Annotated in this window: 15 protein-coding genes; 5 read left to right on the forward strand and 10 right to left on the reverse strand. The window is 74.1% G+C overall.

Features of this window, described 5'->3' with window-relative positions; translation table 11 throughout:
- Nucleotides 1-59 precede the first annotated feature (59 nt).
- Complete coding sequence (locus ACWC9T_RS15740) at nucleotides 60-989, reverse strand: hypothetical protein (protein ID WP_449821606.1); 930 nt, start codon at nucleotides 987-989, stop codon at nucleotides 60-62.
- A gap of 124 nt (nucleotides 990-1,113) precedes the next feature.
- Between ACWC9T_RS15740 and ACWC9T_RS15745 the strand changes: the two genes are divergently transcribed.
- Both ACWC9T_RS15745 and ACWC9T_RS15750 read left to right on the forward strand, forming a co-directional pair.
- Complete coding sequence (locus tag ACWC9T_RS15745; protein ID WP_449821607.1) at nucleotides 1,114-1,485, forward strand: YbjQ family protein; 372 nt, start codon at nucleotides 1,114-1,116, stop codon at nucleotides 1,483-1,485.
- 199 nt (nucleotides 1,486-1,684) lie between these two features.
- Nucleotides 1,685-2,776, forward strand: coding sequence for an NAD(P)-binding domain-containing protein (locus ACWC9T_RS15750; RefSeq protein WP_449821639.1), 1,092 nt, complete (start codon nucleotides 1,685-1,687; stop codon nucleotides 2,774-2,776).
- A gap of 14 nt (nucleotides 2,777-2,790) precedes the next feature.
- Here the strand turns inward: ACWC9T_RS15750 and paaE are convergent, their stop codons facing one another.
- From paaE to ACWC9T_RS15790, 8 genes are all read right to left on the reverse strand, one after another.
- The gene (gene paaE, locus ACWC9T_RS15755) at nucleotides 2,791-3,954 is read right to left on the reverse strand and encodes a 1,2-phenylacetyl-CoA epoxidase subunit PaaE (RefSeq protein ID WP_449821608.1); all 1,164 of its coding nucleotides are present in this window, start codon (nucleotides 3,952-3,954) and stop codon (nucleotides 2,791-2,793) included.
- Complete coding sequence (gene paaD, locus ACWC9T_RS15760) at nucleotides 3,955-4,500, reverse strand: 1,2-phenylacetyl-CoA epoxidase subunit PaaD (RefSeq protein ID WP_449821609.1); 546 nt, start codon at nucleotides 4,498-4,500, stop codon at nucleotides 3,955-3,957.
- A complete protein-coding gene (gene paaC / locus ACWC9T_RS15765) occupies nucleotides 4,494-5,429 on the reverse strand; it encodes a 1,2-phenylacetyl-CoA epoxidase subunit PaaC (RefSeq protein ID WP_449821610.1) in 936 nt (311 codons plus the stop codon). The genes paaD and paaC overlap by 7 nt, the downstream gene beginning before the upstream one ends.
- On the reverse strand, nucleotides 5,413-5,718 hold the full coding sequence (paaB, locus tag ACWC9T_RS15770; RefSeq protein WP_449821611.1) for a 1,2-phenylacetyl-CoA epoxidase subunit PaaB: 306 nt from the start codon (nucleotides 5,716-5,718) through the stop codon (nucleotides 5,413-5,415). The genes paaC and paaB overlap by 17 nt, the downstream gene beginning before the upstream one ends.
- Nucleotides 5,715-6,701 (reverse strand): 1,2-phenylacetyl-CoA epoxidase subunit PaaA, encoded by a 987-nt coding sequence (gene paaA, locus ACWC9T_RS15775; RefSeq protein WP_396247817.1) that lies wholly within the window; start codon nucleotides 6,699-6,701, stop codon nucleotides 5,715-5,717. The genes paaB and paaA overlap by 4 nt, the downstream gene beginning before the upstream one ends.
- A 240-nt stretch (nucleotides 6,702-6,941) precedes the next feature.
- Nucleotides 6,942-8,330 carry a M20 family metallopeptidase gene (locus ACWC9T_RS15780; RefSeq protein ID WP_449821612.1) on the reverse strand — a complete coding sequence of 463 codons (1,389 nt, stop codon included), beginning with the start codon at nucleotides 8,328-8,330 and terminating at the stop codon, nucleotides 6,942-6,944.
- Between the two features lie 648 nt (nucleotides 8,331-8,978).
- A complete protein-coding gene (locus ACWC9T_RS15785; RefSeq protein ID WP_449821613.1) occupies nucleotides 8,979-9,638 on the reverse strand; it encodes a response regulator in 660 nt (219 codons plus the stop codon).
- On the reverse strand, nucleotides 9,635-10,942 hold the full coding sequence (locus ACWC9T_RS15790; protein WP_449821614.1) for a sensor histidine kinase: 1,308 nt from the start codon (nucleotides 10,940-10,942) through the stop codon (nucleotides 9,635-9,637). The genes ACWC9T_RS15785 and ACWC9T_RS15790 overlap by 4 nt, the downstream gene beginning before the upstream one ends.
- 569 nt (nucleotides 10,943-11,511) lie before the next feature.
- Between ACWC9T_RS15790 and ACWC9T_RS15795 the strand changes: the two genes are divergently transcribed.
- From ACWC9T_RS15795 to ACWC9T_RS15805, 3 genes are all read left to right on the forward strand, one after another.
- Complete coding sequence (locus ACWC9T_RS15795) at nucleotides 11,512-12,525, forward strand: aldo/keto reductase (protein WP_449821615.1); 1,014 nt, start codon at nucleotides 11,512-11,514, stop codon at nucleotides 12,523-12,525.
- A gap of 55 nt (nucleotides 12,526-12,580) precedes the next feature.
- Complete coding sequence (locus tag ACWC9T_RS15800; protein WP_449821616.1) at nucleotides 12,581-13,168, forward strand: TetR family transcriptional regulator; 588 nt, start codon at nucleotides 12,581-12,583, stop codon at nucleotides 13,166-13,168.
- A 107-nt stretch (nucleotides 13,169-13,275) separates the two neighbouring features.
- Nucleotides 13,276-14,193, forward strand: a complete 918-nt coding sequence (locus ACWC9T_RS15805; RefSeq protein WP_449821617.1) for an ADP-ribosylglycohydrolase family protein — start codon at nucleotides 13,276-13,278, stop codon at nucleotides 14,191-14,193.
- An 83-nt stretch (nucleotides 14,194-14,276) separates the two neighbouring features.
- Here ACWC9T_RS15805 and ACWC9T_RS15810 read toward each other — a convergent pair whose 3' ends face one another.
- Nucleotides 14,277-14,543 (reverse strand): GlsB/YeaQ/YmgE family stress response membrane protein, encoded by a 267-nt coding sequence (locus ACWC9T_RS15810; RefSeq protein ID WP_355670434.1) that lies wholly within the window; start codon nucleotides 14,541-14,543, stop codon nucleotides 14,277-14,279.
- Between the last annotated feature and the right edge of the window lie 32 nt (nucleotides 14,544-14,575).

Here is a 14,575-nt window from a genome sequence, read left to right on the forward strand (position 1 = left end):
CCTAGCCGCCCACCCGCCGCCGTGCCCGGCCACTGGAAGGACCACCAGCCGATGCCGGCTCAGCGCCGGTACCCGCGCTGCGGGTCCCGCTCCTCCGCGTCCTCGTACATCAGGAACCACCCCTCCGGATGCGTCGCCGCCAGCAACAGTTCGGTGCGCTGCTCCGCGCCCAGCTCCGCGTCGCCGTCGTCCGGCCCGTACACCCCGAACAGCTCGTCGTGGCAGCCGTCCCAGTCGTAGTCGTACAGGTCGGCCGGCAGATCACCCATCATGTCGGCCACCGACTCGGGCTGGGAGCCCAGCAGCGCCCGGGCGTCCACCAGCGCCATCCGCAGCGCGATCTCCTCGGCCAGACAGCGCGGCAGCGGCCACTCGCCGAGCGCGAGGTCGTCGGCCAGGTCGTCGAAGGCCCGGGCCATCGCGCGGCGCCAGCCCCGGTGGAGGCGCCAGGTGCGCTGGGGCAGCCGGGCGAAGACCGTCCAGTCGGTGTCCTCGGCCTCGACCACCGGGTCGTCCCCGTGCTCGTCGAGGTCGTCGTACGCGGCGTCGCCCAGCCCGATCAGCTGGGCGTGCAGCAGGCAGGCGGTGCGCGGGGTGAGGGTCCAGTCGGCGCCCGCGCCGCCGTCCTCGTCCTCGCCGTCCAGCGGGAACAGTTCGGCGAAGTCCGGTGTGAAGTCCTCGGTCACGCTGATCTCCAGCGTCCCGCCGATCGCCTCCACACCCGGGATGGCGGCCACCAGCCGGTCCGGGTGCAGCAGCGCGCCGAGCGCCGCGTTGGCGTCCTCGGCCACCTCGCGCAGCAGTTCACGGCGCTGGCCGGCCGGGTCGATGCCCTCGAAGTCCAGCTCCTCGACGGCCCTGATCGCGGCCGCGCGCAGCGCCGGCCAGTCGGTGATCCGCAGGCCCAGCACCACCGTCGCCTCGATCTCCGACGCGCCGGAGTACTCCGCCGCGCCCGGCCCCTGCGGATGATCGCTTCGCTCGCCCATGGGGCTACGGTACGGCTTTTCGGCCGCCCGATCACCGGTCTGAACCAGCTTCGCGAAGCCTTCTCGGCCACCGCCGGGCCGCGCCTCTGTCACTCGCAGGCACGACCCCGGCAGGATGGGCTCCATGGCTGACATCAACGAGTACGGCGGCGGGCAGGGCCCGAACGCCGACGTCCTGGTCGTGACGACCAACGACATCCCCGGCTTCCGGGTCGACCACGTGATCGGCGAGGTCTTCGGACTGACCGTGCGCAGCCGCCACATCGGCAGCCAGATCGGTGCCGGGCTGAAGTCGCTGATCGGCGGTGAGCTGCGGGGTCTGACGAAGACCCTGGTCGACAGCCGCAACGAGGCGATGCAGCGGCTGGTCGAGCAGACCAAGGCGCGCGGCGGCAACGCGGTGCTGATGATGCGCTTCGACGTGACGGAGGCGGCGGACGTGGGCACCGAGGTCTGCGCCTACGGCACCGCCGCGGCGGTCTCCCCGATCGCCTGAGGCCTCCCCGCACGCGTCGCGGGAACACGGCGCCGATGATGCGCTTCGACGCGACCACAGCTGCGGACGTGGGCACCGGAGCCGACCGCGGGAACAGCCAGCGCCGCCCAGATGTTTCACTGCCGTGACTGTTTACGATGCAACCAATAGCGCTCCGGAGCGGCTCGACGGCCAGCGGCCCGGCGGGCCGCAGCGTCGCGTGGACGTCCTGGTGGTGGGCGCCGGGCAGGCGGGCCTGTCCGCCGCCTACCATCTGCGCCGCCACGGCTTCTCCCCCTACCGGGAGGGAGCCGACGGCGGCTTCGTCGTGCTCGACGCGAACGCGACGCCCGGCGGCGCCTGGGCGCACCGCTCGCCGTCCCTGCGGATGGCCACCGTGCACGGCTTCCACGACCTCCCGGACGCCGAACTCCCACCGACCGACCCCGAGGCCCCCGCGCGTGAGGTGGTGCCGGGGTACTTCACGGCGTACGAGGGCCGGCACGCGCTCCCGGTCGTGCGCCCAGTCGCGGTTCGCGCGGTGCGCGCCGAGTCCGACCGCCCCGACGCCCGGCTGCTGGTCGAGACCGACCGGGGCACCTGGTCCACCCGTGCGCTGATCAACGCCACCGGCACCTGGACCCGCCCCTTCCTCCCCCACTACCCGGGGCACTTCGCGGGCCGCCAGCTGCACTACGCCGACTACCGCGGCCCCGAGGAGTTCGCGGGCAAGCGCGTCCTGGTGGTGGGCGGCGGCGCCTCGGCGATCCAGGTGCTCTCGGAGGTGGCCGCGGTCGGCGAGACAATCTGGGTCACCCGCTCCGAACCCGTCTACCACGAGGGCCCGTTCACCCCCGAGTACGGGCGCACGGTGGTCGCCAAGGTCGAAGAGCGGGTCCGCCAGGGGCTGCCGGTGCGCAGTGTGGTGAGCGTGACCGGCCTCGGCCCCTCGGTCGCCTACCGGCGCGCCGAGGAGCTGGGCGCGTTGCACCGCCGACCGATGTTCGACCGCCTCACCGAGCACGGGGTCGCCTGGGGCGACCAGGAGTTGGCGGTGGACGCGATCGTCTGGGCGACCGGCTTCCGCCCCGAGGTCGGCCACCTCGCACCGCTCGGCCTGCGCTCCCCCGGCGGCGGCATCGCGCTGACCGGCACCCGCGCCACCGCCGACCCGCGCGTCCACCTGGTCGGCTACGGCCCGTCCGCCAGCACCATCGGTGCCAACCGGGCCGGGCGGGCGGCCGTCAACGACCTGGTCAAGCTGCTCGGGGACCCTGCGAAGGTGCCCGAGCAGGTCCCCGCCGCCGTCTGAAGCCCAGCGCGGGCTCAGCGGTCGTAGTCGACCGTCACCCGGTCGGTGACCGGACGGGCCTGGCAGGTCAGGACGTAACCGGCCGCCAGCTCCTTCTCCTCCAGCGCGAAGTTCCGCCGCATCTCCACCTCGCCCTCGGTGACCAGGGCGCGGCAGGTGCCGCAGACCCCGCCCTTGCAGGCGAAGGGCAGGTCGGGGCGGGAGCGCTGGGCGCCGTCCAGGATCGAACGGTCCCGCGGGAGGGTGAGGGTGCTGCCGCGCCCGTCGAGGACGACGGTGACCTCGCTGCGCTCGCCGGGCGCGCCCACGGCGTCGCCGTCCGCGCGGTCCCAGTCCTCGTCGCGCTCGGCGAGCGGCTCGTCCTCGGCGTGGAACAGCTCCTGGTGCACCCGCTCACCGGGCACGTCCAGGTCGGCGAGCAGTTCCTTCGCCCCGGTGACCATGCCGAACGGGCCGCACAGCCACCAGTGCCCGACGGTGCCGACCTCCACCAGCGCCGCGAGCAGCGCCCGGACCCGCTCCGGGTCCAGCCGGCCGCTGAGCAGTTCGGCGTCCCGGGTCTCCCGGGAGAGCACGTGGACCAGCTGGAACCGGTCGAGGTAGCGGTCCTTCAGGTCGGCCAGCTCGTCCGCGAACATCACGGTGTCGCTGCGCCGGTTGCCGTAGAGCAGGGTGACGGTGGAGCGGCGGTCGGCGGCCAGCACGGAGGCGGCGATCGACAGCATCGGGGTGATGCCGGAGCCGGCCGCGAGCAGCACGTGGTCGGCGGGGACGCCGAGTTCGGGAGTGAACAGCCCGGACGGGGTCAGCACCTCCACCTCCTCGCCGGGCCGGGCCTCGCGCACCAGCCAGCGCGAGAACAGCCCGCCGGGCACCTCCCGGACGGCGATCCGTAGCGGGCCCCCGACGGGGGCGCAGATCGAGTACGAGCGGCGCTCGTCGGCGCCGTCCACCAGCTTGCGCAGGGTCAGCGTCTGCCCGGGGCGGAAGGCGTACTCGGCCGCCAGGCCGTCCGGCACCTCGAAGGTCACCGCCACGGCGTCGTCGCAGAGCCGCTCCACCCGGTCGATCCGCAGCCGGTGGAAGGTCGGGCGGCGGACGGGGCGCACGGTGGACGTGCCGGACGTGGCGGAGTCGGCGGAGTCGGCGGAGGTGCCGGCGGGAGAGGCGGCGGGCATTCAGATCTCCTTGACGCGTTCGAAGGGCTCACGGCAGGCGCGGCAGCGCCAGAGCGCCTTGCAGGCGGTGGAGCCGAAGCGGGACAGCTCCTCCGTGTCGGTGCCGCCGCAGAGCGGGCAGGGCACGGGGGCCGCCGCTCCGGTGCGGGTGGGCCCGAGGACGAGCGGGACCGGGCCGGCCCCGGCGGCGCCGACGGCCGAGGTCGGCCGCGGCGGGGCGATGCCCGCCTCGGCGAGCTTGCGGCGGCCCTCCGCAGTGATCAGGTCGGTGGACCACGGCGGGTCGAGCCTCAGCCGCACCCGGACGTCCGGGTACCCGGCCGCGCGCAGTCGGCGGTCCACGTCGGCGGCCATCTCGGCGACGGCCGGGCAACCCGAGTAGGTCGGGGTCAGCCAGGCGGTCACCGTGTCGCTGCCGCCGTCCACCTCGACCTCGGCCAGCACCCCCAGGTCGGCCAGGGTGAGCATGGGCAGCTCCGGGTCCGGGACGGCCGCGGCGACCGACCAGGCCAGGTCACGGGTGGTGCCCACGGTGTCCGTCACCACGTCGCCCCCGGGTGTGCGCGGGCCACCACCTGCAGTTCGGCCAGCAGCGGGCCGAGCGCCTCGGTGTGCACCCCGTCCCGGCCGGCCCGGCCGAGCACGGTGGCCAGCGGCGGGACGTCCGGCACGGCCAGCCCGGCCTCGGCGATCACGGCGCCGAGCGAGCGCAGCACCGGCTCGCGCAGCTCCGCCGGGTCGACGCCCACCCGCCGCTCCACCGGGTGCGCGGTGAACAGTTCCTCCAGCAGCGGCCAGACCGCATCCAGCCCGGCCTGCATCCGCTCCGCCGAGTACGGCGTGCCGTCGCCGAGCCGCAGGGTCCAGGCGGTGGCGTACTCGCGGTGGTACGCCAGCTCCTTGACGCCCCGGGCGGCGACCGCGGCCAGCACCGGGTCGGGGTATGAGCTCAGCGCCTCGTACAGCGCGCCGCGGGCGGTGGCGAACAGCAGCAGCCGGGCGACCGAGTACGCGAAGTCGCCGTTCGGAGTCTCCACCAGGCGGACGTTGCGGAACTCGTGCTCCTCCCGCCAGTACGCCAGGTCGTCCTCGGTCCGGCCGGAGCCGTCCGCCTGGCCTGCCCGGGTGAGCAGCAGCCGGGCCTGGCCGAGCAGGTCGAGGCCGAGGTTGGCGAGCGCGACCTCCTCCTCCAGCTCGGGCGCCCGGGTGCACCACTCGATCAGCCGCTGGGCGAGGATCAGGGCGTCGTCGCCGAGCATCTGGCAGTAGGCGGCCAGGTCGACGCCGTCCAGACCGGCGGGCAGGGCGGTGTCCACGCCGAGCAGCGGGTCGGCGAAGCCCGTCCCGTACGCCCAGCGGCCCTCGCCCTCGGGGCCGGGCGTGGCGTCCGCGAGGCTGAGGTAGACGTGGTCGTCCTCGGTGGTGGACGTGGTGTGGTCGTGCACGGTGGCTCCCCCGTCAGATGTGCGGGACATCCTCGGGGATGTCGTAGAAGGTCGGGTGGCGGTAGACCTTGTCGCCGCTGGGCTCGAAGAACGGGTCGCGCTCGTCCGGGGTGGAGGCGGTGATCGCGTCCGAGCGGACCACCCAGAGGCTGACGCCCTCGTTGCGACGGGTGTACAGGTCGCGGGCGGCGAGCAGGGCCATCCGGTCGTCGGACGCGTGCAGCGAGCCGACGTGGACATGGTTCAGGCCGCGACGGGGACGCACGAACACCTCGTACAGCGGCCAGCCGGCCTTGGACTCGGCCTTGGGCTCGGTCACTTTCCGTTCTCCTGTTCGGTGTGCTGCTCGACGGGGGCGGTCTGTTCGGCGGCGCGCTTGGCCGCGTAGGCGACGGCCGCCTCGCGCACCCAGGCGCCGTCCTCGTGGGCGGCCCGCCGACGGTCGATCCGCTGGGCGTTGCAGGGGCCCTGGCCGTGGATGACCCTGGTCAGCTCGGACCAGTCCGGCTCGCCGAAGTCCCAGCCGCCGCGCTCCTCGTTCCAGCGCAGCTCGGGGTCGGGGAGGGTGACACCAAGGTGCTCGGCCTGCGGGACGGTCATGTCGACGAAGCGCTGGCGCAGCTCGTCGTTGGTGTGGCGCTTGATCCGCCAGGCCATCGAGCGGGCGGTGTTCGGCGAGTCTGCGTCCGAGGGGCCGAACATCATCAGCGACGGCCACCACCAGCGGTCGACGGCGTCCTGGACCATCCGACGCTGGGCCTCGGTGCCGCGCATCAGGGTCATCAGCAGCTCGTAGCCCTGGCGCTGGTGGAAGGACTCCTCCTTGCAGATCCGCACCATCGCACGGGCGTACGGGCCGTAGCTGCAGCGGCAGAGCGGGACCTGGTTGCAGATCGCGGCGCCGTCCACCAGCCAGCCGATCACACCGACGTCGGCGAAGGTGAGGGTGGGATAGTTGAAGATCGAGGAGTACTTCTGGCGGCCGCTGATCAGCTTCTCGGTGAGCTCGGCGCGGTCGACGCCGAGGGTCTCGGCGGCGGCGTAGAGGTAGAGGCCGTGGCCGGCCTCGTCCTGGGCCTTGGCGAGCAGGATGGCCTTGCGGCGCAGTGAGGGGGCTCGGGTGAGCCAGTTGCCCTCGGGCTGCATGCCGATGATCTCGGAGTGGGCGTGCTGGGCGATCTGGCGGATCAGGGTGGCCCGGTAGGCGTCGGGCATCCAGTCCCTGGGCTCGATCCGCTGCTCGGCGGCGATCACCGTCTCGAACCGGTCCTCCGGCGTCTGCGCGGGGACCGCCTCTGCCACCTCTGCTGTCACCACGGTCCCCTCTCGTGTTCCCGCTCTTCGCTCTGCGTCCCGTCGGGCGCCCGGGCCAACCGACTGACCGTTCGGTCGGTACCATTCTGCGTGGCGGGGTGGAGGGATGGCAAGAGATGGACGGGGCACCGGAAACGGATAACAGCTGACAGAAACTGAAATCTGTCAGCTGTTATCCGTCTGCTGTCAGCTGTCCGCTGTCAGGGCCCCTCCGTCAGCCGCCCCGGCTCACCCCTCCGCGCGCTCCCGCAACCGCGGCAGCGGCACGGCGAGCAGCGCTGCCAGCAGCGCGATCCGGGGAGCGAGCTGGTCCAGCCGGATGTGCTCGTGCCTGGCGTGGGCACCGGCGCCCACCGCACCGAAGCCGTCCAGCGTCGGTAGCCCGCGCGAGCCCGGCAGGTTGGTGTCCCCGGCCCCGCCCGCCGGGGCGCCGTCCAGTTGCTGCCCGAGCACCGCGGCCAGCGAACGCACGTGCCGCAGCAGCGGGTTGCCGGTCCGCTCGGGCCAGGCCGGGCGGCTGGACAGCACCTCCGTCCGCACCCGGGCACCCGGGCGCAGCGCGGTGAGCCGGGCGAGGTTGTCCAGGGTGCGGCGTTGCGCCTCGGCGGTGGCGAACCGCAGGCCGAGCTCCGCCTCAGCCCGGCCGGCCACCACGTTGGCCCGCGAACCCCCGCTGATCCGACCGGCGTTGAGCTCGGTGCCGGGCTGGCCCGCGAGGCCGCGGACGACCACCAGCTGGTCGACGAGCTCGTCCACCGCCGACACCCCGTCGTGGGCGTCGTTGCCCGCATGGGCCTCCCGCCCGGTCACGGTGAGCCGGACCCTGGTGCTGCCGCGCCGCGCGGTCTTCAGCCGCCCGTCCGGGTGCGGCGGTTCCAGCCCCAGCGCCGCAGCCGCGCCGCGCAGTTGGCGCTCGACCAGGCGTCGACCGTCCGGGCTGCCGACCTCCTCGTCGGAGACCACGACCAGCCGCACGGTGCGGTGCGGCCGCTCCCCCAGGTCAGCGAGCAACGCCAACGCGCCCTCCAGGATGGCGAGTCCGCCCTTCATGTCGACCACACCGGGCCCGGTGAGCCGCCCGTCCTGCTCGGCCACCGGCCAGTCCGCCAGGGTGCCGACCGGCCAGACGGTGTCGTGGTGGCCGACGATCAGCAGGTGCGGCAGGGTCTCGTCCCTGCCCTCCCACTCCAGCACGAGGTGGTCACCGGCCGGCCCGGGTTCGCGGCGAGCAGTGGCCCCGGTGGCGCGGAAGCCGGCCGCCAACTCCTCGGCCAGCGCGTCGAGTCTGGGCGCGTCCCCGCTCGGCGACTCGATCCGGGCCAGGTCGGCGCAGCGCCGTCGGACGGCACCGGCGAGGGTACGGGCGCGGGCGCTGAGCGCCTGCGGCAGGCCTGGCAGCGCCGCGGTGACACCGGCAGCGGTCTTGGCCGCGGCAGACGCAGCGGAAGTGACAGATGCGGCAGGTGTGGCGGTAGCGGAAGCAGCAGCAGCGGCAGCGGCAGCGGCAGCGGCGACGAGTGCTTCACCGTCGGCGGCGGCCGGAACGGTCACCGGTACGGGGTCGGGATCGGCGGCGGCACCCGGCGCGGCCTGCGACCCGACGATCTGGGGACTCAACGCTCGCCTCCGCGGCCGCCGCCGGTATTCAGCGGCCGTACCGGCCGACCGCTTCCGCCCGGGCACCAGGCCCGCCCGGACCGCACCGGTCGGCCTGGATGATGGACGACCGGTCGGAACGGCCCGTCTGGCCCAAGTACGCTGGAACGGCTGGGCGGCGTGCTTGACATTGCGTCCTCCTCGCTCGATCCGGTGCCCCGGTCCGCCCGGAGCCCCGTGCACGGCGGCTTCCTTGCGGCGGGCGCAAGGCCGAACCACCGCAGTGAAGCCGAGATGTGAGCCTAGAAGAACCGTTCGGTTTCCTGCGAGGTGGCCCTGCTCCCAGCGTGCCGGTACCGGCCCCGGCCTGGGACACCCGTCGGACAACGGCGGCGGGCGCTCGGCGCGCGGGCCCTGATCGGCGCGCGGGCGCGGTCGCCGGATCGCGCCCATCTCCACCATGGACCCGCCGCCCGGGTTCGGCAGCGCAAAGCGCCAAGGCACGGCAATTCCACGCCGGATGGGTGACAACGGCTCAGCAGGCGATACGAACCGGGGGCACGCGACGGCTCAGGGAAGCCCACCGCGCCCCTGGCCTGACGTCCGGGGAACATTCGCGTGACCACCGTCCGACGCTGCGCCCCGGCCCGCCCTCGCGAGCGCCGCCCGTCAGGCACCGTCCCCGACCACCCCCGCATCCCGCGCGAGCAGCGCGGCCTGGACCCGGCTGCCGACACCGAGCGCGGTCAGGATCCGACTGATGTGCGCCTTGACGGTGCTCTCCCGCATCCCCAGCACACCCGCGATCTCGGCGTTGGACAGCCCGTCGGCGAGTTCGCGCAGCACGTCGGTCTCGCGCGGGGTGAGCCCGGCGACCCGGCTCCGCGCGGCGACCGGCCGGGGCGCGCCGACCCGGTGGTACCGGTCGATCAGCCGTCGCGCGGCCGCCGGGCGCAGCATCCCCTGGCCGCCCGCGACCACGTGGACGGCCCGGGCGATCTCGGCGGGCGGGGTGTCCTTGGGCAGGAAGCCGTCGGCCCCGGCGGCGAGCGCCCGGTACACGTACTCGTCCAGGTCGAAGGTGGTGAGCGCGATGACCCGCGGGCCGTCCGGCAGTTCGCGCAGCCGCCGGGTGGCGGCGATGCCGTCGAGCCGGGGCATCCGGATGTCCATCAGCGCCACGTCGATCCGGTGGCCGCGGGCGAGCTCGACGGCCTGCAGCCCGTCGGCGGCCTCGGCGACCACGGTCAGGGCCGGGTCCTGGGCGAGGAGGTCGACCAGTCCGAGGCGCACCAGCGCATCGTCGTCGACCACCATCGTGCGGATCATGCGACGTCCTTCGGCTGCGGGGTCGGTAACTGCGGGGTCGGTGACTGCGGGGTCGGTGACTGCGGGGTCGGTGGCTCCAGGGTCTGGCCGTCCTCGGGGGCGGGGAACGGCGGCGGCGGGCGGTCCGGTGCGGGCAGTCGGACGGAGAGCCGGAAGCCACCGGTGCCGTCCGGGCCCGCGTCGAGATGGCCGCCCAGTGCGCCGACCCGTTCGCTGAGCCCCACCAGACCGTACCCGTCGCCGCTGCCCGGCCCGTTCGGCGACGCCTCGCCCGGACCGTTGCGGACTCGACGGTGGTGGCCGGGGCGCCGTAACCGACCCGGACGGTGACGGGCGCGGCGTGCGCGTACTTGCGGGCGTTGGTCAGCGCCTCCTGGACGAGCCGGCGCACCGCCAGCCGGTGGGTGGTCGGTACGGCCTCCGGGTCGCCGCAGAGGGTGAGTTCGACCTGCTGCCCGGCCTGGGTGGCCTCGCCGACCGGTTCGGTGAGGTCGCGCAGGGCGGGAGCCGGCACGCGGGTCGTCCCGATCGGCGCGGGCGGCTCCTCCCCGGGCGGCGGGCGGCTCCGGCGGGCCGCCGCGCAGGACACCCAGGACGTCGCGCAGGTCGTCGAGCGAGCGGGCGGTGGGGGTGGTGCGCAGCAGTTCGAGGCGGTGGGTGAGCCGGTCCGGGTCGGCGGCGACCGTCCCGGCCCGGGCCTGGTCGCGCAGCACCCCGGCGTGCAGCACCAACAGGCTGAGCCGGTGGGCCAGCACGTCGTGCATCTCCCGGGCGGTCCGGGCGGGTTCGGGGGAGCTGGCCTGCTCGGCCCGCAACTCCCGCTCGCGGCGCAGGGTTTCGACCTGCTCGTGCAGGGCGCGGATCAGCACTCGGCGGCCGTGCGGCCACAGCCCGCCGGACAGGACGGCGGCCTGGACGAGCAGTTGGGAGCCGGTGGTGCCCACCCGGCCGACCAGCGAGTCGGCCCGGGTCGCGCTGAGCAGCGCGACGACCGTGCCACCGGCCGCCGCAGCTCCGGTCCGGCCGAGGGAGGCGGGGTGGTGGACGCTGAACAGGGCGGGGAAGGCCCGGCTGAACAGGCCGCCGGTGAGCACCGGCAGAACGGCCGAGGCCACCGGGTAGCGCCGGGCGAACGGCAGGCAGAGCGCGGCAACGGCGCTTCGGGGCAGGCGCAGCAGGCCGGCGGTGTTCAGCCACTGGGCCAGGCCCTCCTCGACGGCGAGGGCGAGGAGGCCGAGCAGCAGCAGCGTGTCGGTCCGGGGCCGGCGGTCCGGGCCGTACCAGCCGAGCAAGCCTGCGTGCATCGGACTCCTCCCTTCCCGCCCCGTCTGTCTGCCTGTCCGTCCGTCCGTCCGTCCGTCCGTCCGTCCGCTCGATGCTAGGTCTGGCGGCCGCCCGACGCCCCCTTCTCCCGGGTAGCCGCACCCTCGACTTTGGTCGGGAGTCTGCGCCGCTCACCGGCCGGTTCCGGGCCGCCGCAGCCTCCCTGACGTCGACGGCATGACGAACGGACAGCTCCGCCGCCGCCCCAACTCACCTGCTCCGTAGCCTAGTTCGCGCGACACGCCCGGTTTGCCGACTGGCGCTGTTCCTCGCCGAGGCGCTGCACACCTTCCACGACACCGGCGCGCTGGCGCCGAGCGGCGCGGAGCCGGTGAACGCGCTGATGGCGCCCGCGACCAGCCGTCCGCCCGGGCCTACCTGCTGCGCCCGCCGGCCCCGACCCCACCGACAGATGACAATCGACAGATTTCAAATTTCAGACAACAGTCGACAGCGAACAGATTTTGAAATCTGTTCGCTGTCGTGCCATAGTGAGACCCGGGTCACACCGCCCGCGCCACCCGGCACCGCACCCGCCCCTGGAGTACTCATGGCCTCGACCACCCGCCCCGCGCAGCACGCGCTCGGCACCTCCGGACCCGTCACCTCCGCCCTCGGCCTCGGCTGCATGGGCATGTCCGACCTGTACGGCCCGGCCGACGAGGCCGAGAGCATCGCCACCATCCACGCCGCCCTGGACGCCGGGATCACCCTCCTCGACACCGGCGACTTCTACGGCATGGGCCACAACGAGCTGCTGATCCACGAGGCGCTGCGCGGCCGTCACCGCGAGAGCGTGCAGATCAGCGTGAAGTTCGGCGCCCAGCGCGACCCGAACGGCCAGTGGCTCGGCTACGACGCGAGCCCGGCCGCCACCAAGACCGCGCTCGCCTACACCCTGCGCCGTCTGCGCACCGACCACGTGGACATCTACCGCCCGGCCCGCCTCGACCCGAAGGTCCCGATCGAGGAGACCGTCGGCGCCATCGCCGACCTGGTGAAGGCCGGCTACGTCCGCCACATCGGCCTGTCCGAGGTCGGCGCCGACACCCTGCGCCGCGCCGCCGCCGTCCACCCGATCAGCGACCTGCAGATCGAGTACTCGCTGCTCTCCCGCTCGATCGAGGCCGCCGTGCTGCCCACCGCCCGTGAACTCGGCATCGGCATCACCGCGTACGGCGTGCTCTCGCGCGGCCTGCTCAGCGGTCACTGGAACCAGGACCGCTCGCTGGCCGGCACCGACTTCCGCGGCCAAAGCCCGCGCTTCCAGGGCGACAACCTGACCCACAACCTCACGCTCGTGGAGGCGCTGCGCCAGGTCGCCGCCACCAAGGGCGCGAGCGTCGCCCAGGTGGCGATCGCCTGGGTCGCCTCGCGCGGCGAGGACGTCGTCCCGCTGGTCGGCGCCCGCCGTCGGGACCGCCTCACCGAGGCCCTCGGAGCCCTGGACGTCGCGCTGACCGCGGACGACCTCGCCGCGATCGAGGCGGCCGTCCCCGCCGGTGCCGCCGCGGGCGACCGATACGCTGCCGCGCAGATGGCGAACCTGGACAGCGAACGCTGACCAGCGGAAGCCCTCCGCACCACCTGACCGCACGACCCTAAGGACGGCCCTCCCCGTGACCACGGACACCGCACTCACCGCCGAGCAGATCCTGATCGCGGCGGAGGAAGTCCTCCGGCGGTTCGGCCCGGCCAAGGCCACCGTCGTGGACGTCGCCCGCGAACTCGGCGTCAGCCACAGCAGCGTCTACCGCCACTTCCCCAGCAAGGCCGCCCTGCGCGAGGCGGTCACCCAGCGCTGGCTCGACCAGGCGCACCACGAGCTGGAGACCATCTCGATCGACGCCGGCGGCGCCGCCGAGCGCCTCAAGCGCTGGCTGACCACCCTGTTCGCGGCCAAGCGGAAGAAGGCGCTGGACGACCCGGAGCTGTTCGCCACCTACCTGGTGCTGGTCGGGGAGAACAGCGGCATCGTGGCGGCGCACATCGACACCCTGGTCAAGCAGATCGCGCAGATCGTCCAGGACGGCATGGACCGCAAGGAGTTCAAGCTCGCCCACATCCTCGGCACCGCCCGCGCCGTCTTCGACGCCACCGTGCCCTTCCACGACCCGGCCTACGCGCCCACCTGGTCCGAGCCGACCGCGGACGAGCGCTTCGAGGCGGTCTGGAAGCTCGTTCTCGGCGGCCTCAAGGCCAAGTAGCGCACTGTCGGCAGTCGAGGCGCCGGCGTCCGGAGCGAAATCCGATCGCCAGCGCCTCGGCCGTCGGGCAGACTGCCACCCACAGTTGATCTCACTTGGAGGATGACGTGCGTGCGGCCGATCCGGTCCTGGACAGCCTGCGGGGCCTTGCGCTCGGAGACGCCTTCGGCGACCGGTGGTTCTCGGTCCCGGCCGACGAGGCGCCCGCCGCCCAGGCGGCCCGGCTGGCCCGCCCGGCGCCCTGGCACTGGACCGACGACACCGCGATGGCCCTGGTCCTGGTCCGTCACCTGACCACCCGGGGCGAGGTCCACCAGGACGCGCTGGCCGAGCAGTTCGCGGCGGAGTACACCCGCGAGTACGGGCGCAAGTACGGCCCGTCGATGCACCGGGTGCTGCGCGGGATCGGCGCGGGCGGGGACTGGCGCGCCATCACCTCGGGTCAGTTCGAGGGCCAGGGCTCGTACGGGAACGGCGCCGCGATGCGGGTCGCCCCGCTGGGCGCCTGGTTCGCCGACGACCTGGACGAGGTGGCCCGGCAGGCCGAACTCCAGGCGCTCACCACGCACTTCAACCCGGAGGCGGTCACCGGCGCGGTGGCGGTCGCGCTCGCCACGGCGCTCGCTGTCCGCAGCCGGGGCCAAACCCCGCCCGGCCGGGCCGAGTTGCTGACCAAGGTGGCCGGGCGGCTGCCGGACAGCGAGGTCCGCTCCGGTCTGCGGATCGCCGCCCGGATGCCCGGGAGCACCAGCGTCCGGCACGCCGCCACGGTGCTCGGCTCGGGGCTGATGATCTCCGCTCCGGACACCGTCCCGTTCGCCCTGTGGTCCGCCGCCGGACACCTGGACTCGCTGCCCGAGGCGATCTGGCACACCCTGGAGGGCGGCGGCGACATGGACACCACCTGCGCCATCGCCGCCGGGGTGGTCGCCGCCCGCACCGGGCTCGCGGACGTCCCGCCCGCCTGGCTCGCCGCCCGTGAGGAGCTGCCGGACTGGGTCGCCGAGGTGTCGGCGGAGTCCTGAGCCGAACGGCGCCGCGCGGTGAAACGTACGGGCCAGCCCCCTCCCCAGGCGGCCGGCCCGTCAGATCCATAACAACTCGGCCGTCAGCGACGCGAGTTGCCGAACAGCAGTCGGTAGGCGATCAGCAGCACCAGCGCGCCGCCGATCGCCGACACCCAGGTCGGTCCGTCGAAGAAGCGCGCCGTGATCGACCTGTGCAGGAAGTGCGACGCGATCCAGCCGCCGACGAAAGAGCCGGCGATGCCGATCAGGGTCGTCACGATCAGGCCGCCCGGGTCCCTCCCCGGCAGCAGCAGCTTGGCCAGGGCCCCGGCCACCAGGCCCAGCACGATCCACGCGACGATGCTCATCCGTCATTCCTCCCGTCCACGGCGCGACGGCC

The organism is Kitasatospora sp. NPDC001159 (genome assembly GCF_053598235.1).